This window comes from Flavobacterium sp. AC105 (genome assembly GCF_979258495.1).
Genome location: NZ_OZ409860.1, coordinates 5,489,669 through 5,512,656, shown reverse-complemented (window position 1 = coordinate 5,512,656; position 22,988 = coordinate 5,489,669). Strand labels below are relative to the sequence as shown.

Here is a 22,988-nt window from a genome sequence, read left to right as displayed (position 1 = left end):
TCTTTCATTATAAAAAACAAATCATGAAATTAAAAATAATATTAATCGCATTAATTAGTTGTTTAATTGCATGTACCAATTCTACAAAAAAAACTGAAACAACAGTTGCTTCTGCAGATACTACAGATACAAGTGTGTTTAAACCTGTAGATTTTGAAGAACAGCTAATTTACAATCGCGCAGTCGAAGCTGTTATTTGGGGAATGCCGGCAGTTAATTCAGAATTAATGCATGAAAGTCTGATAAAAGTAAAAGGAGATTATAATCAGGTTGTGTATTGGTCTGGATTGATTAGTTCTAAAAATCAGACCTTAACACCAAATCCGGATGTAATTTATATCAATCCTTTTTTTGATACCAGAGAAGGCCCGGTTGTATTAGAAATTCCTGCAGTTGAAGGGGTTTCATCGCTTACAGGAAGTTTAGACGATGGTTGGCAAACGGCTATAGAAGACATTGGTCCTGCAGGTGTTGATAAAGGTAAAGGAGGAAAATACCTTATTTTACCGCCAAATTATAAAGAAGCAATACCATTAGGATATATACCAATGCCATCAGCTACATATACAGGCTACGCTATACTTCGCTCTAACCTAACGGACGGAAGCCCTAATGATGTTAAAAGAGCAGTTGAATATGGGAAAAAGGTGAAAATTTATCCACTTTCAGAAGCGGATAATCCTCCTGCAACCACCTTTGTTGATTTGATTAATGTTGACTTTAGCAATACGATTCCGTACAACACTCATTTCTTTGAAATATTGAATCAATTTGTACAAAGAGAGCCTTGGTTAACAAGAGATTTGGTTATGATTGATCAGTTAAAATCGATAGGAATAGAAAAGGGAAAAGCTTTTCACGCAGATGCCAGAAGACAGGAAATTTTAAATGCAGCAATCAAAGATGCACACGGCTGGATTGATAAGAAATATGAAACAATATTTACACAGTCGTTTTATGAAGGAACGCATTGGTCATTACCAGCATTTCCTGATTTTGCGAAATCTATTATGGCCAACTATGAGATAGCTAATATGTATCCTGTTGACGAAAGAGCAGTAAGTTATTCGATTGCTTATTTTAGTGCAAAACATATAGGCGCAGGACAATACTATTTAATGAGTCCGAGAGATAAAGATAATCAGCCATTGGATGGTTCAAAATTATATAAACTTCATTTACCAGCCAAAGTTCCAGTTAAGTTATATTGGTCGGTTACCGCATATGATCGTGAAACTCACGCTTTAATTTTAGGAACGAAATATTTTAGCCGTGCTTCTACAACTCCCGGTTTAAAGAAAAATGCTGATGGTTCAGTAGATCTTTATTTTGGTGCCAAAGCTCCCGAAGGAAAGGAATCAAATTGGGTTCCGACTGATCCAAAAAGAAAATTTGAATTATTAGCTCGTTTTTATGGTCCTGAAAAAGGATTTTTTGACAAGACATGGAAAATGGATGATGTTGAAGAAGTCAAATAAAAACATTTTCCTTTGATTATTTGGTATCGCTGATTATGCGAAATAATACATCTGAAATCATTCATTTTGAAATAATCAAAATTCTGATGAAATTCTACAAATGAAGAAAAACAGTTTTTTTAAATCTCCCGATACACAAAGCGGTCTTAGCCGATGAATCATGCCATACGAATTATGCTAACGACAAATTTGTCTTTTTAAAGAAAGAAAAATAAAATCCAGAAGCTATGACTGATGAGTTCGAACAAAACAACGAAAACCTATTTGATCCGGCAGCATCAAAAGCAGAACGATTTGATAAAGGAGTTGCAGTTAGAAAAGTAACGCCACGATCAACTCATCAGGAATGGAATCCATCTGAAAACAGAGAAGATCCGGTACAAATTCTCCTTAAAACAAGTATTGGAAGGGTTGAAAATCTCCTGCCTATTCGATACCGCAGAATGATGGAATCTCCTTTTTCTTTTTTTAGAGGTGCCGCTGCAATTATGGCCGCAGATTTAGCTCAAACACCCAATACCGGAATTGATCTTCAGCTTTGTGGCGATTGTCATTTGATGAATTTTGGAGGTTTTGCAACTCCGGAAAGAAAATTGGTTTTTGATATCAATGATTTTGATGAAACATTTCCCGGACCATGGGAATGGGATCTTAAAAGATTAGCATCAAGTTTTGTTATTGCCGGAAGATGGAGAAAATTTTCGGATAAAGCCTGTAAAGAATTCGCATGGAATGTAGCAGATAGTTACAAAAGACATATGCTGGATTACAGTAAATTATCGGCACTTCAAATTTGGTATGCTGATATTGATCTTGCCGAACTTATTGAAAGAGGCGAAGACGAAGAGATAAAGGAATTTCAGCAAAAGCGAATCAAAAAAGCCTCTGAATATACGGCCCATGAAAAAGAATTTGCAAAAATGACGTATCAGGAAGGTTCAAAAGCCCGAATAAAAGATGATCCGCCTTTGATTTTTCATGCAACAGGAGAAGAAGGAGAACGAATTTTGCGAGAAGCCGACAGTATACACAAACGTTATATCGCATCATTATCTGATGAAAAAAAAGTGCTTTTGAGCAGATATACTTTACACGATTATGCGATGAAAGTAGTGGGTGTTGGAAGTGTAGGAACGCTTTGCGGAATAAGTTTACTGATGTCGGCAACGGGAGAACCCATTTTTTTGCAGTTCAAAGAAGCCCGAAAAAGTGTTTTAGAAGATAATGTAAAATCAAAAGGCAAATATACGCATCAGGGCGAACGAATTGTAATGGGACAAAAACTCATGCAATCCGCATCGGATATGTTTTTAGGATGGACACACGATGATCAGGGAAAGTTTTTTTATATCCGTCAGCTTCGTGATGCAAAAGTAAAACCGGTTCTTGAAATTATGAAACCCAAAAATATGGCAGATTACGCAAAAGCCTGCGGATGGGCACTTGCAAGGGCACATGCGCGTACGGGAGATCCATCGGTATTGTCCGGTTATATAGGCAAGAGCAATGAGTTTGCCAATGCTATTTCTAAGTTTTCTATTGCCTATGCAAATCAAAATGACTCCGATTATAATAAAATGCTAGCAGCAATAAAAGAGGGAAGATTGCCAATTTCGGCAGAAATCTAAACTTCATTAATTAATAAAAATAGAATATATGAGCAAAAAGTTTTTGTTTTTGGTGGGCTTTGTGATGATGTCCATCACAATAAATAGCCAGACACAGCGTGTAGATTCTACGGCTGCTTTTCTCTTACATCGAACTGAGCAAACTTTGCAGGATATAAAATCATGCAGTTTTACGGCAGTTACAACTTATGACGTTTATAATGAAAATTTAGGCCTCATAAAACACGCTATAACAGACAAAGTCTCCATTAAGTTTCCGGATAAAATGAAAGTTACTTCTACAGGAGACAAAGGAAATCGAGGTTTATGGTACAATGGCAATAAGTTAAATTATTATTCATTTGACAATAATACATATGGTTTTGCCACAGCTCCGGGTTCTGTTATTGAAACCATTGATGATGTCAGTAAAAAATACGGAATCGAATTTCCCGGTGCCGATTTTTTCTATCCTACTTTTCTGCAGGATTTACTATCAGAACAAGGAAGCTTAATTTTTCTGGGAAAAACTATAGTCGATGGGCGTGAGTGTTTTCATATTGCAGGAAGCGATAAAACAAAAAGTTTTCAGTTCTGGATAGGAAGCGATGATTTGTTTCTGCCCGTGAAATTGGTCATTATTTATACTTCGGATAAAGATAAACCTCAGTATGAAGCCATTTATAGAGACTGGACCATTAATACCGATTATCCGGATTCTATGTTTGAATTTACGACACCTCCAAAAGCTTCAAAAGTAAAGTTGGCGCCTAGAGAAAACACTAAATAATCTAAATTTCAATCGTTATGAAATCATATCAACTTAAAAATAAAATGGCAATCATTATTATTGCATTCTTTGCAATATTACTCATGATTCCGGAAGAAGCAACAGCACAGCGCTTTGGGCATTTTTCTCCGCCAAGACCTATGCCGCGCCCAATGCCAATGCCACACCCAATGCCGGGACCGCGCCCAATACCGCCCGGGCCAAGACCAATTCCTCCTGCTCCGCGGCCAATTCCGCCAAGGCCATTGCCGCCACCGCCGCATCCATATCCATATCCAAGACCGTTGCCGCCCTTTCATCCTTATCCGGTGCCATATCCTTATATCTATCACCCATTTGTGCCTTATTATTGGGGACCAACCTGGTATCCGATAGGCTTTTTTGCAGCAACATTAACCACTGCAGCTATTATAATTACTGTTGAAAACAATCAATACAATTATGATGACGGAGTGTATTATGTAAAAGAATCTGATGGATATAAAGTTGTTCCGGCACCGCTTGGTGCAACAATTTCAGAATTGCCTAAAGGGTATGTAACCATCAATGTTTCCGGAACAGATTATTACTATTACGGCGGAACCTATTATGCTAAAGATACAAGCAAGTATAAAGTGGTAAATGCACCTGTTGGAGCGATTGTTTCACATCTTCCGGAAGGCGCTGAAGAAAAGACAATCGATGGTCAGAAATACATGATTTACAACAATGTTTATTATCAGCCAATTTCAAAAGATGGACAGGATAGTTATGTTGTTGTACAGGGAAAATAAATGAAAGCGAATACGTAAGATTTTTACGCATAGTGTAATGTTAATTAAATAAAATAATTTATCTTTGAGTATACTCTAATGGATTGTATTATAGATGATTGTAAAAAATTAACAATTGTTTAACCACAAAACAGGTTCGCCCCCAGATTTATTCAAGATTTTAATAATTTTCAAGTTAGCTAATTTAAACAATAATTAAAATACGACAAAATGAATATTAAAAGAAAGAATCTTCGCATAATCCCAATGTTGTTATTGGGCTTAATTTACAGTTGTTCCCCAACGGTAAAAGTTACAACTGATTACGACCATGCTGCTAACTTTAGCGAATATAAAACTTTTGCTGTTTATGATCTAAAAGCACAGGAAGGTCAGGTAAATCAACTAAATGTTGATCGTGTTACAAAAGCTATTAGAAACGAAATGATTGCTAAAGGTTTTACAGAATCCGGCAATCCGGATTTAAAAGTAAACGCAGTATCAATCTTAAAAAATAAAACACAGGTTACGGCCAATTCTGATTTTTATGGTTATGGAGGAATGTATCGTCCGTACGGATATTGGGGCGGCGGTGCTATGATGGGAGGCGCAAATACAACATTTAATACCTACGATTATGTTGATGGCTCCCTGGTAATTGATATTGTATCTACTAAAACGCAAAAACTGGTTTGGCAAGGAATCGGAAATGCTCAAATTGATAGTAAACCGGATAATCCGGAAGAATTTATTGCAAGTTCTATCAAAAAAATCCTTGAAGGTTTTCCTCCGGGATTAGCAAAAAAATAACGCAGAATTTGTTATAAAAAAAACAGCTGTACTTACCATAATCAAGTAAGTACAGCCATTATAACAATTGCCGGAAATTTTCTATTCAAATTGATTTGAAAGAAAAAGGAATACCACACCTTCAAAAATAAATCAAGCTTAAAACACATGGCTGATATAGTCCTTTCGCTTTTCTTTTTTATAGCTACAATAGTTGGTTTTGCTACATCATTTATGGTTCTTTTTTCAAGGAAAAATTACTCAAAAAGTTTTTTTCTGGGACTGTTTTTGTTTAGCCTTGCTGTTGTAAGCATCTATAATTTTTATTTATCGGCAAATGTTTTAAAGGCTTTTCCGGATCTGTTTATGATTACAAAATCATTTATTTTTCTGGTAGCACCAAGCGCTTTTTTATATGTCAGAAGCATTTTGTTTTCAGACAGGGTTTTCAAAAAATACGATTGGCTGCATTTTTTGCCCTTCATGATATACTTTGGTTTAACCATTTTTGTATGGGCAGGAAGATATCTTGATCTTCAAATGGTACATTATCTTTCGGCTAAAGTAAACAGCCCTTTTTCGATGTTAAGTTTAACAGTTTGGCTATTGTACGCTTTTTGCCAGACGATGATGATTTTAAACTATGATTTAAAAAAATTTAAAGAAAATCACTTTAACAGAATTAAGGTTTTAAGCTGGATACGCGTCTATAATTTGATGGTTTTGTTCTTGTTTTCGACACTTTTTGTGCACTTTTTTTTAATTAACCGGGTAGATAGTATCGATTTTTCATGTTATATCTTAATATCATCGGTATTGGTTTTTACGGTGGCATGGCTTTATTTCAGGCCTCAGATTTTTTATGATGCAAATGAAACGGAAACTGAACCTGAAATCGAAGAGGATACTTATAATTTTGTAAATGACAATCTGATTATCCTTAAAACAAAAGAAAATAAGGGCGTATTACCTTTGGTAAAAGAACTTACAAAAGAAAAAAAACAACTATATCTGGCAACATTAGAAGAGATTTTTGCATCAAAAGAACTCTTTTTAAAGAAAGATTTAGTAATTCGCGATATATCTGATGAAACCGGAATTTCGGTACATCATCTTTCAAATTTAATCAATTCAGAATTTAATCTTCATTTTCAGGATTATGTAAATCTAAAAAGGATCGAATATTTTAAAGATAAAATAAACGATCCGGAATGGAAAGATTTATCCTTAGAAGGCATGGCGTGGGGATCTGGTTTTAAATCCAGAACTACCTGCTTCAGGGCTTTTATAAAACATACCGGAAAATCGCCTTCAGAATACTTCAAAGTAATTAGGATTAATCCGGAGAAAACAAATGCTTACTTTTTTAAAAAAACTTCAAACTAAATGAAGTACATAAAAGTATTTTGGTGAGTTCTCATTAATTTTTAAAATATCAATTATGAAAACGAAATTTAATAAACAAAGACAAGCTATAAAGTCAGGATTTACATTCATTTTTTTGTTCGCTTGCTTTTGTAGTTACGCGCAGCTTAAAGGCGGCCATATTCTTGGTGCCATGGGATTACAATCCGGAACTCAGACACCTGCAAATACATTAAGCGTTTATGTTCCGGGCTATTTTTATTCGGCGGCATCCTTAAGAGATGCTGATGGCAATAAATCAATTGCAAATCCTGATTTGAACATGTTTATTACAGGAGTAGGCGCTTCATATGTAAGTGATTTTAAAATTTTAGGAGCCAATTACGGAGCAACAGTTTTGCTGGCATTTGCATCCAACAGAATTCAGGGAAATAGTGTAGATTCAAAAAGTCCTTTTGCATTTACAGATACTTATATCGTGCCGGTTCAATTAGGCTGGCATAATAAAAGGGCCGATTTTGTTTTTAGCTATCAAATGTATTTGCCAACCGGAAAATTCGAACTGGGAGCATCAGATAATAGTGGTTTAGGAATGTTTATGAATGAATTTTCGGCCGGAACAACTGTATTTTTTAATGATAAAAAAACCATTCATTTTTCTGCTTTGGCATCTTACGAAATAAACGGAAAAAAGAAAGATACTGATATTAAAACAGGAGATCTTTTAAGTATTGAAGGCGGTTTGGGAAAAACATTTTATATGATGAATGCTGAGAAAACAGCTCCAAAAGGAATATTGAATGCCGGATTAATTTATTATCTGCAATATAAAGTTACAAATGATGAAATACCGGCTCCTATAGTGGGTACGCTTGAAACTGAAAAAGACCGTGTTGGAGGAATTGGTGCCGAGATAAATTATTTTCATATTGGCTGCAGTACTTCGGCAGGATTCAGATGGATTGCTGAGGTTAATGCGATAAACAGGTTTCAGGGAAATACATTTTTTCTAACACTTGCACATGTATTTAGTTTCAAAAAAGAATAATTAGAGCCGTTTTAAAACTGTGTTTTTAAGTTTTGAGTTGATGTTTTTTAAGGAATACGATAAATTTTAAAAAAAGTTTAAATGAGAAATAAATATTCAGATTCTAAAATGAAAAACACAAAACGCTTCAGGAGACTTTTTCTTATAATCGTCTTAATTATTTTTTCGATTACCACTATGATGGGACAAAAACCGCATATTAGTGTAAAAGATTCTCTGGACGGAGCATTCGATTTGAGCGATTATATTATTTATGCACATGGTTTTATTGTGGTGCCAACCGTTATAACAGAACCTGCTTTAGGTGGAATTGGCGGCGCAATTGTTCCTGTTTTTCTTAAAAAACACGCTCCGGTTGTTGATGAAAACGGAAAAAAGCGATTTATAAATCCGGATATTACAGGAGGAATTGGAATGTATACCGGAAATAAAAGCTGGATGGTTGGCGCATTTCGCTCCAGTACTTTAATAAAACCCAGGATATTATATCGTGTAATGGCAGGATATGGCGATATGAACCTTTCCTTTTATGAAAATTTGCCTAACGGAAACGATAAAGAATTTAAACTCAATTTTAAGTCGACTATATTTTATACACAATGGTTAAAACAATTTAGAAATCCGAAATGGAGTGCCGGGCCTCAGTACCTTTTTTTAAACTCCAATATAAAATTACCGGATTTAAATTTGCCTGATTTTATAAAACCAAAAGACATAAAAAGTACCGTCAGTCAGCTTGGCGGAGCGATTCAGTTTGATGGGCGTGATAATATTTTTACGCCGGATAAAGGAATCCGGCTGCAATCGGATTTCTTTTGGTCAGATGATGCAATAGGAAGTGATTATGATGCGTGGCGCGTCAATTTGTCGGCAATTGGTTATTATCCGATAACACCAAAATTAATTGGCGGATTAAGATTAGAAGGAGAACAGGCTTTTGGAAGCCCGCCTTTTTATCTTAGGCCGGGAATTAATTTAAGAGGAATTCCGGCCGCAAGATATCAGGGAAAAACAAGTATAGTTACCGAAGCCGAGTTTAGATGGGATGTATACAGAAGATGGAGCCTTATGGGTTACGGCGGACTTGCCAGTGCCTTTGACGATTGGGACAAAGCTTTTGCCAAACCGGTGGTTTACAGTTACGGAACCGGTTTTAGATATTTACTAGCCAGAAAATTCAAACTCCGTATGGGTGTCGATGTAGCAAAAGGTCCCGAAGACTGGGCTTATTATATCGTTTTTGGCAGCAATTGGTTACGATAATACAATTAGTTAGTTATAGGTTTTAAAATAAAAGTCTCAACAGGTACTTCTGTTGGGACTTTTTGTTTGTGATATTTTTTTCAAAATAAAAAATTAGCGTTATCTTTTAACTACAATAATTTAGATCTAAAAAAATATGAGAGATATAGCAAAACGTTTCGCCGAAAATCCGTTGTTATCACCAATTGATATTCCTGCAAGCAGAGAAGGTTTAGAAATTCTCTGTCTTTTAAATCCGGGAGTTTTTCGGTTTCAAAACAAAACCTGGCTCCTTATACGAGTTGCCGAAAGACCAAAACAAAAGGAGGATATGATTTCGTTTCCGATATTAACGGAAAACGGAACCATTCAGATTATTGAAATTTTAAAAAACGATCCCGATTTAATAGCGGGAGATGCGAGAGTAATTAATTATAAAATAGTCGATTATTTAACCACATTATCGCATTTACGATTATTGTGCAGCGATGATGGCCGAAAGTTTTATGAGCCTGAAAACTATCCGCTTTTAGTTGGCGAAGGTCCTTTAGAAACATTTGGGATCGAAGATTGTCGCGTTGCTTTGATCGAAGGAACGTATTATTTAACCTTTACATCGGTATCTAATAATGGCGTTGGTGTTGGTTTGAGAACCACAACAGACTGGAAAACCTTTAAAAAACACGGAATGATTTTTCCGGCGCACAATAAGGATTGTGCCATTTTTGAAGAAAAAATAAACGGATTATTTTATGCCCTGCATCGCCCGAGCAGCGTAGAAATTGGTGGAAATTACATCTGGATCGCTTCGTCTCCGGATGCTGTTCATTGGGGAAATCATAAATGCATTATCAGAACCAGAAAAGGACTTTGGGACAGCAAAAGGGTTGGTGCCGGAGCTGCACCTATAAAAACGGATCGTGGCTGGCTCGAAATTTACCACGGCGCCAATGAAGAACATCAATATTGTCTGGGCGCTTTTTTGATGGATTTAGAAGATCCTTCAAAAGTAATTGCAAGAACCATAGAACCCATTATGGTACCAATAGCAGATTATGAAGTAAGCGGATTTTTTGGATATGTGGTATTTACAAACGGTCATATTGTCGAACCTGATGGCGATACGCTTACGATGTATTATGGCGCTGCAGATGAATTTGTTTGCGGTGCAACATTTTCGATTGCAGCAATTCTGTCACTTTTAGAAAGTTAGTAATCCCCGAATGAAATTTTATGGTTTGCAGAAAATAAAATTAGGTTTTTTCTGTCTAAGATTTCGATTTCGTGAAGGATATGATTTTGATTAAGTCGTTGATTTTTAATTGTTTAATTTGAAACTCGAAAATTTTAACTATTTTAGTACTAACAATTTCTTCATATTTTAATTGTTTTGTAACAAAATGTAAATTACAACTACTAATTTATCAAATCATTAAATAAATATTATGAATACATTTTCATTCAAATCAGTACTTGCTGCTTCGATTTTTTTCGTTGGCGCGACGAGCTGTTTTGCACAAGACATTTTAGTGAATTCACTAAAATTGAATGCAAGCGAAAAAAGTAAAGAAGCTTTTAAATTTACGGAGCAAATTAATTTAGGAACAACTTCTGTAAAAACGCAAGGTTCTTCTGGAACATGCTGGAGTTATTCGACAAACTCTTTCTTAGAGTCAGAAATGATTCGTTTAGGAAAACAGCCAGTTGAATTATCTCAGATTTACTCAGCAAGAAACGTGTATGTTGAAAAAGGAATTAATTATGTGCGTATGCACGGAGCGGTTACTTTAGGCGACGGTGGTGCTTTGCATGATGTAATTAACATGTATAAAAAATACGGAACCGTTCCTAGAGAAGTTTACACTGGATTAAACTACGGAACTGATAAAAATAAATTTGGTGAAATGTCAGCGCTTATCGAAGGAGTTTTAGCTGCTGTGGTTAAAAATCCAAATGGTGAATTAACGCCAAACTGGCAAAAAGCATATGCTGCCGTAATCGATTCTTATTTAGGAAAAGTGCCGGAAAACTTTACATACAAAGGAAAAAATTATACGCCTCAAACTTTTGCAAAAGAAGTTGTTGGAATCAATCCTGATGAATATGTAGAAATGTCATCGTTTACAACCTCTCCATATTACCAAAAAACAACTATGATGGTTCCTGATAACTGGTCATTTGATCAGGTTTACAACGTAAAAGTAAACGACATGACAGATGTTATTGACAATGCTTTGAAAAAAGGATATACTGTAGCGTGGGCAACTGACGTAAGTGAGAAAAGCTTTAGCTGGAAAAATGGTGTGGCGTATGTACCAACAAAGAAATTCGAAGATATGACGGCTGAAGAAAAAGCAGACATGTTCAACGGACCAAAAGCAGAACCGGAAATTACTCCAGAAATGCGTCAGGCTGCATTTGATAACTATGCCACTACAGACGATCACGGAATGCACATTATTGGCCTTGCAAAAGATCAAACCGGAAAAGAATATTACATCGTAAAAAATTCCTGGGGAGAAACAAACGACTATAAAGGTTTCTTGTTTGTAACCAAAAATTTCGTGAAATATAAAACTACTGCTTTGTTAGTAAACAAAGGTGGAATTCCAACTGAGATTGCTAAGAAATTAGGGGTTTAAGTTTATTCTTTTTTATAATATTGAAAAAGCGCTGCGATTATATTGTGGCGCTTTTTTTTTAGATATATCTTTAATTCCATCGAATTCGACGGAATTTAAAATATAATAGATTTTAATCATTTTTGATTGAAACAAACAACTATAAAGTTTCTTGTTTGTAACCTATAACTTCGTAAAATATAAAATTACTGCTTTGTTAGTAAACAAAGGCGGAATTCCTACTGAGATTGCTAAGAAGTTGGGGGTTTAAGTTTATTCTTTTTTATAATATTTAAAAGCGTTGCAATTTATATTGTGGCGCTTTTTTTATGTTAATTCATTTCTATTTCTTCATCTTTTATCTTTATTTTATGCTTAATAACAGCACTTTAACGTTTTTTAAGGTTGTTTGTGGGTATAATAAAATAAAAAAAGGAACTATAAGTAAAAAATGACTTTATTTGTATTGTCGAGAAATGTAAAAAAAGCTATTATATATAAATGAAAAGTACTCAAGATAATCTTACGGAAGTCAAATTTCAATATTTTTCTTTAAAATTTACACCCTTAAATCATCTAAAAGATAAATTTGATAGTAATGATATTATGAGAAATGTCGTTACCTACATTTCAAGAAAACTTCAAGAAGATAAAGAAGGGCATCTAATTGACAGGCATGAAGGAAGACCCAATAGCATGAGAGAACTTTTTATGAATAGAGCAGTTTTTCTTCCCAAAGAGAAGCGAATAAGATGCTCTATGGCATTATTGAGAAGTGGAAGAGAACCATTGCTGAAGCCAAAGGAGCAATTTAAATTAGTTTCTATGAATGCTCTTGGAAGTATTGCTGAAGAAACACATTTTTTTATAGATTATAGTAAAGGATTTTCTGTTATTTGTATAGAATATCAACATTTTGGGCCACGTCTATCAGATATTGAATATTATTTTAGGAATGTTGCTCAAAAAGTTCTTAAACAGAGTAAAGCAACTGAAGTAAACTTATATATGGATGTTTCAATAGATAAAGCTTTAAGTAATTTGAGAAATGTGTTGAATATGGATATTAAAGTTCAGCCAAAGAATCTGCCACAACTTGATGTTGATATACAAGGTAGGTATTTTACTGGGATGAACAATATTGCAAATACTCTAAAGCCTAAGTATATTAAAATTGAAACATACTTTCAAACTCCAGGTAAGGGTGTTAAAAGTACGGAATTGAATAAAGAGGCCAACAAGATGTTTATTGATATGCTTCAAAGATTCAAAGGACGTTCGTTCAATATTGATGCATTTGATGCATTTGTAGTTAAATACGAAGATAAGGAAGGAGTTGAGGAAATTTTTAATTTACTGAACAGTAAACGTGAATTTGTGATTCCTGTTGATTTGAAGAAAATTACAAGGTCCAAAGATTGGTACTCTCTGATTGAAGAAGATTTTAATGCTTTAATGGCTACGTTATGATTTTCGATATATATTTCAAGCGACCGCTTATTTGGGATTTTTTTATTGCGTTATTTTTATCTTTTTTAGGATTTATACTAGTTTATAAAAATATTATTTTTAGACCTCTAGCAAATGATTCTATAACGATAATAACTGATATTACCAATATTAGTTTGACGATGTCTGGCTTTATTTTGACACTTCTTACAGTTCTTATAACATTTAAAGGGGGCTCTAAAATTACTAAAATAGAAGTTGACAGTAAAGAACCTTTATTTGACCTTTTTTTTGTAACAGGATTATATCATGAAACTGTTAGGCACTTAAAAAACTGTATTAAATCATTAATTATTGTGGCTATTATTGGTTTTACTATAAAAATATTTTCTCCTGAATCCTTAAAAACTAATGTCTTCTATTTTAATATTTTTGGATTTACAATTATCATATTAACAATGACTAGATGTCTGCTGATTTTAGGGAAAGTGATGGATTTGCAGAAAGAAAATGATGAAAAAAATAATCGTTAAATACTTTATACTGAAGAATCATTAAATTTTATTTGTAATAAATTAGGTTGATAGAATATATGAATCAATTGGTAAAGCATCTAATTATATTTTTGGAATTCAAATAGGATATATATTACTTCTAAATAATTTTGATTTTACGGGTGTTTTAGTATTAAAAAACTTTGCGTTATTAATTTTAGGATTAATTTGATTCTGATTTGGAATGTTTTATTTAAAAATATATCAGAGACGATAGATGCTATAGCAGTTGATATATCTGATTTCCTGAAAAAAATTAAGGATGTTAAAGAGTTAAAAGAAGTATCTGATCGACTAGAAAGTTTGAACAAAGTTCTACTTAAAAAGCAAAAAATAAAATTAAATTTAGTTAGAGTTTTAACAATGGTAATTTTTATTTTAACAGTTTATATTTATCTATTTATATTAATAGACAGAAGTATATATTTGTGATATCTATTTTTATAAAAAATCCTACTTCCCTTTCAACAATTTCTCCAAATATTCAACTTTCTCTTTTTCAGCCTGAACCAAACGTTCGAAAAGCTCAACCATTTTGTCAAGTGGATTGAAATTACAGCTATATGCATTTCCATTAACGACATTGCTATCGTGATAAGTATTTCCAATAATATTTAAAACCGCTTCTTCAGAGAAATTTTTAATTCCTTCGACTGTCACGCCTAATATTTCAGCAATTGCCTGAAGTTTTTCATCATCAATTGTTTCGCTGTTTTCAATAGCAGAAACAGTTTGTTGGCTAATACCTAAAGCTTGCGCCAAAGCTTCTTGCTTCATATCACGAAGTTCACGAATACGGCTAATTTTTCGCCCTATATGATTTGGTTTTGTTACTGTGCTCATGATTCAAAGATATTTAAAATTCCTGAGAAATTATATTTATAGTAAAATACAGGTTGTCGCTGTACGTTACATTTTTTAATGTTTATAGCGTGCAAAACAAAAATACAATTTTTCGTACAGATAATGATTAAATTTCTTTTAGAAAGATTTTGAAAAGTTTTAATTTGAAAATAGATTTCACATTTCTATAAACAAAAAAAAGACTATCATTTTCGTGATAGTCTTTTTGTTTTACATTCCTTAATTTGGACTTGCCGGAATAATTTCGATATGAATAACAGTAGCATCAGCATATTCGCGCGCATCATTTCGAGTCCAGATTATCGGGTTTTCTTTAGGTCTTTGTATCCAATACCAAGGTATAAATTCATTGACATAAACCAAAAGCGACACACGTTCTGAAATTGTACCTTCTTTTTTTGTTTGTTGCGGCAAAGTTGTAAATCTAAAGCAAAAAATAAAAGTATAATGCTCATTGATTACTGTTCCGGTTTTTATTTCGGGCTTGATTTCTTTAAGCAAATATTTCAGCGGTTTATTTACAAAAAGCTGTTCGTTTTCTTTTAGTTTATGAAGGTCGTTGATGGTTTGTACCATTTGTTGGGCAATACTACTATTCTGAAATATTAGTATCGCGAAAAAAGTTATGATTTTTTTCATTGATTTAATTTTTTTAATCTTGATTTTCTGGAAGAATTTCAATACGTTTAACAATAAAATCAGAAAATCTTAGCTCATCGTTTGGTGTCCAGTTTAATTCAGTTCCCTTAGACCTTTCTTCCCAATTCCATGGAATAAATTCTTTTACTTGAACAAACAGCGTCAAACGGTCTTCAATTGCGCCTTCTCCTTTTTTCTGTTGTGCTAAAGTTGTGAAATTAAAGAGGAAAAGCGAAGAGGCCTCGTTGTTAAATACTACCGCAGTCTTTATTTGAGGCTTTATTTCTTTTAATAAATTTTTTAGCGGTTTATTAATGAATTGATCCTTATTTTGTTCTAATCTATAGCAATCAGTTATGTTTTGTACTAATTGAGCATAACTATTTTGTTGTAATAACAAACATATTATAACAATAAATTTTAAAATATTTTTCATGTTTTTTTGTTTTTATATTAAGTACAAGGAATTAATTTATATGTTTTAGATCCGTCTGGTTGTTTAATTTCTTTTGTTGTGAGCGGATAAAATACTCCTTTACTATTTTGTTTAAAAAAAGTTATACCGGCATTGTATTTATTTGTAACAAACGCCTTTGCCTTTGCTTCTGCTTCAACATTATAGGAATCCATATTAATGAAGGCTTTACCTATTTCTTTCCACATAAAAGGTGGGTATTCATCATCAGGTTTTTTATTCGCTAGATACTTAGCAGAAAAAACCTGAGCAGCAGCCAGATCCGTTATTGCTATAGCATACATTTCTCCGCCTGCAATAGCATAACAAGTGCCAAAATTGTCATTTTGCGTTTTAAATTGCGAGAGTGCTAATATATCTCCTGCTGATGGCGGAGTATTGTTTGGATGATTGTGTAATACCGTAAAAGCTCTTTCCCATGTAACATTTACTTTTACATCATGAGCTGTACCATTATTCATGGGTGATGCTGTTGTTTGTCCGGCAACATTTTTACCCAGCGTTATACCATGTTCTAATTTGTCAACAGCTGCGGTTTTGATATCTTCGACGGCTTTTTTATAAACAGCATTTGCAGATAAAGCGGTCAATTCTTTTGCCACAATACAAGGATCTTTTTTTTCTAATGTTGATTCGTCAATGTTTCGGGTTGCTGTAATTTCCAGATCTTCGGTTTCATTCATTGGCAAATCAAATTCAACAAGTCCCAAAGTTGGAAAATTACTCGTATCGCCCGTTATATCTATATTTACGCCATTTGTACTGCTGTTTGTAAAATTCTGAGAATCCCGATCGTCGATTTCATTAAGGGTAATATTTGTAATCGCTACTGGCGAATTATAGAAAACTTCTACGGTTAATTGCGTGTAAATTTCTACACCGTTTGCATCCTTTTGAGGATTCGAAAAAGTTACGGTTCCAACCGCGACTCCGTTCACCATCAGCTGCGAAACAAAAGTGGCAAGCTGGTTATGATCTCTTAAAGCGGCCACTTTTTGAGTATGTATCTGCCCGGGTTTAACCTTTTTTGTCAAAATAATTTTTGAGGATGGTGGTTTAGGGGCGGGAGTACCGCCAGAACCTCCGCCGTTTGGATTAGTGTTTGTTCCGGTATTGTAGTTTCCGTTATCATTGTCCTGATTTTGCGAAGAATCATTACCGTAATTATCCCAATTATAATCCCAGGCGTAATCTGAGTTATTAGAATCATCTGAATATCCCGGCACATTTACATTGTCTAAATCATTCATTCCGCCAAAATCAAAGTTATCCCTTCCGTCTTCACCTGATTGTGCTTTTGCCGCGAAACTGCCCAATAACAGTACAAGCAATAAAAATAATTTAGGGTTCGTTTTTATAATATTTTTCATGGTTTATTGTTTTATAATGACTCTCGTATGTGACTTTTCATTTTCCTGTACTTGTACGACATAAAATCCATTGGGCAAGTCGTTGGTGTCTACGGTAAAAGATTGTGTTCCTTTTTCAAGATTTGCCGTTGCCACCTGCACGGTTTGTGCTGTCGAAACATTCGTGAGCGTTACCTGAATTTTAGCAGGTTCTTTTAACTCAAAAGCAACATACAATTGCTCGTTAAACGGTACGGGATACACTTTGATAAACTCGCTTTTTTGTTTGGCCAGTGCCAGTAATAAAGCTTCGTCTTCAGCAGTTATTGCAGTGTTTTTTGGTCTTAAAACCAATGAGATTGGTGTTCCGGGTTCTCGCCAATACGCAATAAAACTGTCTACATCGATTAATAAATAAGGAATATTATTATGATTCTTTTGACTTAAACGCATTCCTAAAACCGCATATTCGAGCTGATCATTTTTTAAATTATGAGGATATAATTGATCGAGTTTAAATTTAAAATCATGCACAAACAGCATATTATCTTTGAATAAGGCGATGTCTTCAAAAGTTTTCCCTTCAAAGTTTATTTTGGTCTGCAAATCGCCGTGTTCATTTTCACTAAAACTGATCGTTATTGGTAAAACACGCAATGGAATTGTTCCCGACCAATCATATTCTATAAAACGCCCTGTCCATTCGCCCAGAATATTTTTGGTGTCTGTGTTTTGGTTTTCGGTTTCATCAGAATTCACCATTTCCCTGCTTTCCGCTATTATTTCAGGATCAATCTTTTTGTCCCCTTTATTTGCTTCGTTTATAGCATTCTCAGCCTGACTTAAAACCTGATCTCGTTTTTCTATTTTTAGGTTTCTTAAAAAAGCAGCACTATTAGGAGTTGTATTTCCATACAAGTATTCTAAAGCTTTATCTGTATTTTGCGGAACGCCATAACCTAAATAATAACAAACGCCCAACCAGTGTTTTGCCATCGCATAATCGCTTTTTTTGAACCATGAAACGGCCTGATTATAATCCTGCGGAACACCAAAACCTTTTAAATACATATATCCCAACATATAGGCGGATCGGGAATTTTTCTTTTCGACGGCTTTTTGATACCATTCGATCGCCGTATTCATATTAAGGGCGCAGCCACGTCCTTCACGGTATAAATTGCCCAGATTATATTGCGCGGCAGCATTCCCACTTTTGGCTGCTTTTTCGATATAAGCAAATCCTTTAGATTCGTTTTTTTCTGTACCCAAACCGTGTACATACATAAGCCCAATGTAGTTTTGAGCAAGAGGATCTCCGGACTCCGCACAGAAAGAAATGTCCTGAAAAAGGGAACCGTAATCTTTATAAAGTGTATTACGGTCTAAAATTTCTTTGGCTTGTGCTAATTTGGCTTTACAGTCGACTTGTGCCACAGCTCCCAGAGCTATAAACAAGAGAAAAATAGTATACTTTTTTTTCATGATAATAATTGATTTGGCTAATAAGTTTAGTCTTTGTTTTATTGTGGCATTTATTGCTGTTAATTCCATTCGAAACCATTTGTGTTTCCTTCCCCTCCTTCAGAAGTTTTTATGTTATATTCTTTGCATAGTTTTTTAAATTCTTTTTCAAAATTGAATCTCAAAACACCCAATTTTGGTTTTTGCAGCGTTTTGTCATAACTGTAATAGGCTGTTGTTAAAAGCTGGTTCAAATGATAATTGTATATAAAACCTGATAGCTTTTTTCTTTGGTTTTCGCTTAAATTGGCATTGTTATTTATCAACTGCTGATATTCTGTTTTTGCATTTCCGCCTGCCTCGGTTTTGTAGTTTTCGACAGCAAAATCGCAGTATTCTTGATAAGTCAGTAAACCATTAATTTTTCGGGCATAATAGTTTCGGGCATTATTAATTTTAAAATTATAAAGCGTTCCCGGATCCTGAATGCTGTAAGGCGCATGGGCTTGTTTCTTTTTCGTTTCTAAATCACTTAAAACCTGATTTCTTTCGCTAATTATTTTGAGAAGTTCATTTGTTTTTGTTTCAGTTAAACCAGCACGTTTGGCACTTTCATAAAACCGTTGTTTAGTGGCAGATTCGGTTAAGTTTTCTTTTTTAGAATTGTACATTCCTTCGTCCGGAAGATTTGATTCTTCAAAAATTTGTGCGTGTAATCCTGTCATAAAAAAGAAGATTATGCAGATTTGAAAGACTTGTTTTTTCATATTGATTGTTTTTTAAATGATTATGTTTTGTGCCGGATTAGTACCATTCTATTTGTTTCGTTTGATTATTAATGATAAAAATGCGTTCGTAGCCATTACTTTTAGGACATAACAATAAAAACAATCCGTTATCAGGAATTTTAGCGAATTTAATAGTGGCATTTTGAGCTTTAGATTCTTCAATTTTATTCCAGCCTTTGTCCCAGACATACAGCGTAAACATTTCATCTTCGAAAACTTCGAATGAATTAAAATCAAGCGTTGGTCCTTTTTTCGTTATATCCCGGCTTACACTATAAGAGAAAGTTTTGGTATAATCAGGCCGTAACAATCGTTGCTTTTTATCAACATCTAACAAAATTGGATAAGGCGCATAATTCATTTTTTTGGTATCCGAATTATAAAAACTCGGTAAATAGACAATGCCAGTTCCTAGATTTTGAAATTCAATAGTATGATTCACTTTTTTGCCCCAGTCTGTAGTATTCCATTTCGATAAATTGAAAACATTGAGATAGCCAATCGTTTCTTTGTTTGTAATGGCTGTTGGATACATGATTTTTCCGGTTGGGACATATTCTGATGTTACATCAAGAATGTTTTTCTCTCTCAAAAAGCCATCAGGTATTAAGAAGCTATTTTGTTGATTAGCCAAAGCATTTTGCTGAATAGAATAGGTTTTTCTGAAAACTTTAGCCAGACGTTTTTCGGTTGCGTTATAAGCATACGGAAGTCCTTGCGGATTGCCAAAACAGTTTCCGTTAAACGGAATATGTTTACCATTTTCGTCAATTACCGTATCCCAAAAATGCTTTTTAGATGATGCGCCGTAATAAGGCGTAAAATCAAAAGTAATGGCCAATCCCATTGATCTGCCCGCTAATAAAGTTAGATTGGCAAGATCGCCACAATCGCCCTGACGCCTAAACAATAATTGCTTCGGACTTAAATACGGAATAGGATCAGGCCGCTTGTCTAAAAACCTGAAATTTTGGAGCGCTAAAATAGTTTGAGTAGCAATATCTACAGGATCTTGTTTATTGGTGACAGTATTAACTGCGCCCGAAACCAGTTGTGTATAATCTTCACGCCAATCTTCGAGAGGTTCTGTCAAACTGCGATATGGTAAAATATATTCACAAAAGGTTTTAAAATCATACGACTTAGACCACGAATTATTTTTCCAGACGCTAAAAGCCAGGTCAATATTCTTAATTAGAAATTCTGGTGTTACAATATCAAGATCCCTTATTTTATAAAGTTTTGGAGTAACTTTTATACTGTCCTGTAATTTCCGAAATGCTTTTACGGCAATTTCCATATTCGGATAATCCAATTCATTGAATTCAATTTCTTTATCGTTCTGGTCTATCCAGTTGTAATTCTCCCCATAATGGATGTCCATATTTGAGATTAAAAAGCGGGCAGCTTCCAGCTTTTCAGAATCAAATTGATAATGATCCAGAACTATTATCTGTAAACTATTTTTCCTTATATCTGAATTCGAAATTGATTGCGAAAAAAGAATTTGAACGAATATTATAAAACTAAATGTAAAAATCTTAACCATAATAATAAACTAATGACTACAATTTTAAGTTTAAAAAGTAAGAAAAACAATAATAAAACGTTAAATTTGATATATTTTATAGACAATAGTCTATTTTTTAAATTGTTTTTAAAATGAAAATTCAAAAAATAAATTGGTACCTATGTGTTATTCTTATTCTGTCATTTATTCGATGTGGATTGGATAGTTTACCTTTTTCGAAAGGAAAATTTATGTACTGGTTGAGTGCTGTAGTAATTGGCGGAATATATTTTTTAATAAATAAATCAAAACGTAAGTATACATTCAGCTACTTTGACGTTTTTATATTAATGCTGCTTGCGATAGGTTTTTGGAATTTCACTTATATATCAAATGCAACAATTTATAATATAAAAGTCTGGTATTATGCAGGTTATTTAATTTTATATGTTGTTTTGAGGCAAGAATTGAATACAAAAGAAATTATTTATAAAAATCTGAACTTTGTACTTTATTTTATAAGTGTGACAGCTGTTTTAAATGCGATTGTTGCCATTTTGCAAAACATTCATATACTTCAATCTTCAAATGAGTATTTTAATTCGACCGGATTATTTTTTTCGCCAAATCAATTAGGAATTTATCTTGCTCTTGGATTTTTGAGTGCTTTAGAAATAGGTAAAAAATCAACTTTAAAAAGTATCAAGATTATATTCTTTATTGGACTTATAATTTTGATTTTCGGCTTATATTTATCAGAATGCCGTGGCGCTTATTTAGGATTAGGTGTTGCACTTTTATTTCGGTTATATCATTCAAACCAAATAAAAGATTTCTTTAAAGAAAAAATAGTATTTTGTAGTTTAATTGTATTATTAGGAGGAATTTTGATAATCCGGAATACTGATTCAGCAAAATCAGAATCAGCTTCAGGAAGATTATTCATTATAAAACAAGCATCAGAACAAATCAAGGAACATCCTTTTTCAGGATATGGTATTGATTCCTTTTCATTACAATATAATTTAGCAAAAGCACAATATTTTACCACCGAAAGATCCTGGAGCGAGATCAGGAATGCGACTTATATCTATAATGCGAACAATGATTTTTTAGAATTGTCTTTTGAATTAGGCATTGTATGGATTTCTGTTTTTATTTTTCTTGTTGTAAAGCTTATTGTTAATTCGGTCAAAAGCAAAGAAGTTCAGGTTTGTGGTTCGATTATACTTTGCCTTCTAATATTTGCACTAACAAATAGTATTTTATCAATGCCGTTGTTTCTTATTATAGGATGTTATTGCAGTGTGGTTATTATTAATTTAAGTGAAATCAGGTCAATTTATGCTTTCAAGAATCATATTTTTTTTCAAATAGGAATTGCATTTGTATTAATCGCAGCTTTAGTAATGATGACTTTAAGATTAAATGCCGAACAAAAATTACTTCGTCTCTACAACGGAACAAAGCATTTTACAAGTTTAGAGAATCTTGAAAGATACACTCCAAAAATTGATGCAAACGGCGAAGAATTATTTATGGCTGGTGGAGTTTTGCTAAAAAATAAATTCGGACAAGAAGGAATAATTTATTTGGAGAAAGGTTTTGAGCGTTCAGGTAAACCAAGTTTAGGAAAAATTTTAGCCGGATTTTATGAAAAACAAGGGAAGTATAAGGAAGCTGAAAAAATCTACCAATACAATATAAATGTAGAACCTTTTCGATACGATGCCCGTATGGATTTGTTTAGGCTATTTGTTAAAACGAATCAGAAGGAAAAAGCTGAGGAAATGGCTTTTAAGATTATCAGTTTGCCTATTAAGATTCCATCTGAAAAGATTAATGGGTATAAGGAAGAGGTGAAACTTGCTTTGGATTCAAAAGGGGATTAGGAATATAGTACATTATTATGGTTCGTATCCTCAAGGTTGAAATCTTGTGCTATAGTTGAAATATTGGAATCTCATGGGTTTTGGAAATATTGATTTCAAATAAACATTGCCAACGGTTTCAACTGTTGAGACGCAATACATTCACGATCTGTATCCCAAGGTTGAAACCTTGGACTATAGCTGAAATAGAGAATCTCGAAGCGTAGGGAATATTTGTCTATCAAATAACACAACCGTTGGGGTACAATATATATCATCATCGGCATCCCTAAGGTTGAAACTTAGACTATAGCTGAAATGGGATAGAATTTG

20 protein-coding genes are annotated in these 22,988 nt (G+C 33.7%); 13 read left to right on the top strand and 7 right to left on the bottom strand.

All coding sequences use genetic code 11. The annotated features are described in order from the left end of the window. Positions 1–23: 23 nt before the first annotated feature. From ACZ0AH_RS22910 to ACZ0AH_RS22855, 12 genes are all read left to right on the top strand, one after another. On the top strand, positions 24–1,478 hold the full coding sequence (locus tag ACZ0AH_RS22910; protein WP_463478035.1) for a DUF1254 domain-containing protein: 1,455 nt from the start codon (positions 24–26) through the stop codon (positions 1,476–1,478). Between the two features lie 227 nt (positions 1,479–1,705). Then, entirely contained in the window at positions 1,706–3,106 is a 1,401-nt protein-coding gene (locus ACZ0AH_RS22905; protein ID WP_463478034.1) for a DUF2252 domain-containing protein, read from the top strand. 28 nt (positions 3,107–3,134) lie between these two features. Next, on the top strand, positions 3,135–3,875 hold the full coding sequence (locus ACZ0AH_RS22900) for a DUF2092 domain-containing protein (RefSeq protein WP_463478033.1): 741 nt from the start codon (positions 3,135–3,137) through the stop codon (positions 3,873–3,875). A gap of 17 nt (positions 3,876–3,892) precedes the next feature. Continuing rightward, complete coding sequence (locus tag ACZ0AH_RS22895) at positions 3,893–4,648, top strand: DUF6515 family protein (protein ID WP_463478032.1); 756 nt, start codon at positions 3,893–3,895, stop codon at positions 4,646–4,648. 210 nt (positions 4,649–4,858) lie between these two features. Continuing rightward, entirely contained in the window at positions 4,859–5,437 is a 579-nt protein-coding gene (locus ACZ0AH_RS22890; protein ID WP_463478031.1) for a DUF4136 domain-containing protein, read from the top strand. 147 nt (positions 5,438–5,584) lie between these two features. After that, a complete protein-coding gene (locus tag ACZ0AH_RS22885) occupies positions 5,585–6,802 on the top strand; it encodes a helix-turn-helix domain-containing protein (protein WP_463478030.1) in 1,218 nt (405 codons plus the stop codon). 55 nt (positions 6,803–6,857) lie between these two features. After that, positions 6,858–7,829 (top strand): SphA family protein, encoded by a 972-nt coding sequence (locus tag ACZ0AH_RS22880; RefSeq protein ID WP_463478029.1) that lies wholly within the window; start codon positions 6,858–6,860, stop codon positions 7,827–7,829. A gap of 81 nt (positions 7,830–7,910) precedes the next feature. Beyond that, positions 7,911–9,092 (top strand): BamA/TamA family outer membrane protein, encoded by a 1,182-nt coding sequence (locus tag ACZ0AH_RS22875; RefSeq protein WP_463478028.1) that lies wholly within the window; start codon positions 7,911–7,913, stop codon positions 9,090–9,092. Between the two features lie 136 nt (positions 9,093–9,228). Continuing rightward, complete coding sequence (locus ACZ0AH_RS22870; protein WP_463478027.1) at positions 9,229–10,284, top strand: glycoside hydrolase family 130 protein; 1,056 nt, start codon at positions 9,229–9,231, stop codon at positions 10,282–10,284. Between the two features lie 232 nt (positions 10,285–10,516). Further along, the gene (locus tag ACZ0AH_RS22865) at positions 10,517–11,713 is read left to right on the top strand and encodes a C1 family peptidase (RefSeq protein WP_463478026.1); all 1,197 of its coding nucleotides are present in this window, start codon (positions 10,517–10,519) and stop codon (positions 11,711–11,713) included. A gap of 480 nt (positions 11,714–12,193) precedes the next feature. Next, entirely contained in the window at positions 12,194–13,162 is a 969-nt protein-coding gene (locus ACZ0AH_RS22860; protein ID WP_463478025.1) for a hypothetical protein, read from the top strand. Next, a complete protein-coding gene (locus ACZ0AH_RS22855; protein WP_463478024.1) occupies positions 13,159–13,674 on the top strand; it encodes a hypothetical protein in 516 nt (171 codons plus the stop codon). Before ACZ0AH_RS22860 ends, ACZ0AH_RS22855 begins: the two co-directional genes overlap by 4 nt. Before the next feature lie 474 nt (positions 13,675–14,148). On the opposite strand, the gene ACZ0AH_RS22850 is transcribed toward ACZ0AH_RS22855, so the two are convergent. From ACZ0AH_RS22850 to ACZ0AH_RS22820, 7 genes are all read right to left on the bottom strand, one after another. After that, positions 14,149–14,538 (bottom strand): helix-turn-helix domain-containing protein, encoded by a 390-nt coding sequence (locus ACZ0AH_RS22850; protein ID WP_463478023.1) that lies wholly within the window; start codon positions 14,536–14,538, stop codon positions 14,149–14,151. Positions 14,539–14,778: 240 nt separating this feature from the next. Further along, positions 14,779–15,198 carry a hypothetical protein gene (locus ACZ0AH_RS22845; RefSeq protein ID WP_463478022.1) on the bottom strand — a complete coding sequence of 140 codons (420 nt, stop codon included), beginning with the start codon at positions 15,196–15,198 and terminating at the stop codon, positions 14,779–14,781. 13 nt (positions 15,199–15,211) lie between these two features. Next, positions 15,212–15,634, bottom strand: coding sequence for a hypothetical protein (locus ACZ0AH_RS22840; RefSeq protein ID WP_463478021.1), 423 nt, complete (start codon positions 15,632–15,634; stop codon positions 15,212–15,214). A 17-nt stretch (positions 15,635–15,651) separates the two neighbouring features. Then, complete coding sequence (locus ACZ0AH_RS22835; protein WP_463478020.1) at positions 15,652–17,043, bottom strand: hypothetical protein; 1,392 nt, start codon at positions 17,041–17,043, stop codon at positions 15,652–15,654. Positions 17,044–17,046: 3 nt separating this feature from the next. Continuing rightward, entirely contained in the window at positions 17,047–18,576 is a 1,530-nt protein-coding gene (locus ACZ0AH_RS22830) for a T9SS type A sorting domain-containing protein (RefSeq protein ID WP_463478019.1), read from the bottom strand. Next, on the bottom strand, positions 18,567–19,253 hold the full coding sequence (locus tag ACZ0AH_RS22825) for a hypothetical protein (RefSeq protein WP_463478018.1): 687 nt from the start codon (positions 19,251–19,253) through the stop codon (positions 18,567–18,569). The genes ACZ0AH_RS22830 and ACZ0AH_RS22825 overlap by 10 nt, the downstream gene beginning before the upstream one ends. Positions 19,254–19,290: 37 nt before the next feature. Then, entirely contained in the window at positions 19,291–20,658 is a 1,368-nt protein-coding gene (locus ACZ0AH_RS22820) for a transglutaminase-like domain-containing protein (protein ID WP_463478017.1), read from the bottom strand. A gap of 278 nt (positions 20,659–20,936) precedes the next feature. Between ACZ0AH_RS22820 and ACZ0AH_RS22815 the strand changes: the two genes are divergently transcribed. Next, positions 20,937–22,676 (top strand): O-antigen ligase family protein, encoded by a 1,740-nt coding sequence (locus ACZ0AH_RS22815; protein ID WP_463478016.1) that lies wholly within the window; start codon positions 20,937–20,939, stop codon positions 22,674–22,676. Positions 22,677–22,988 lie beyond the last annotated feature (312 nt).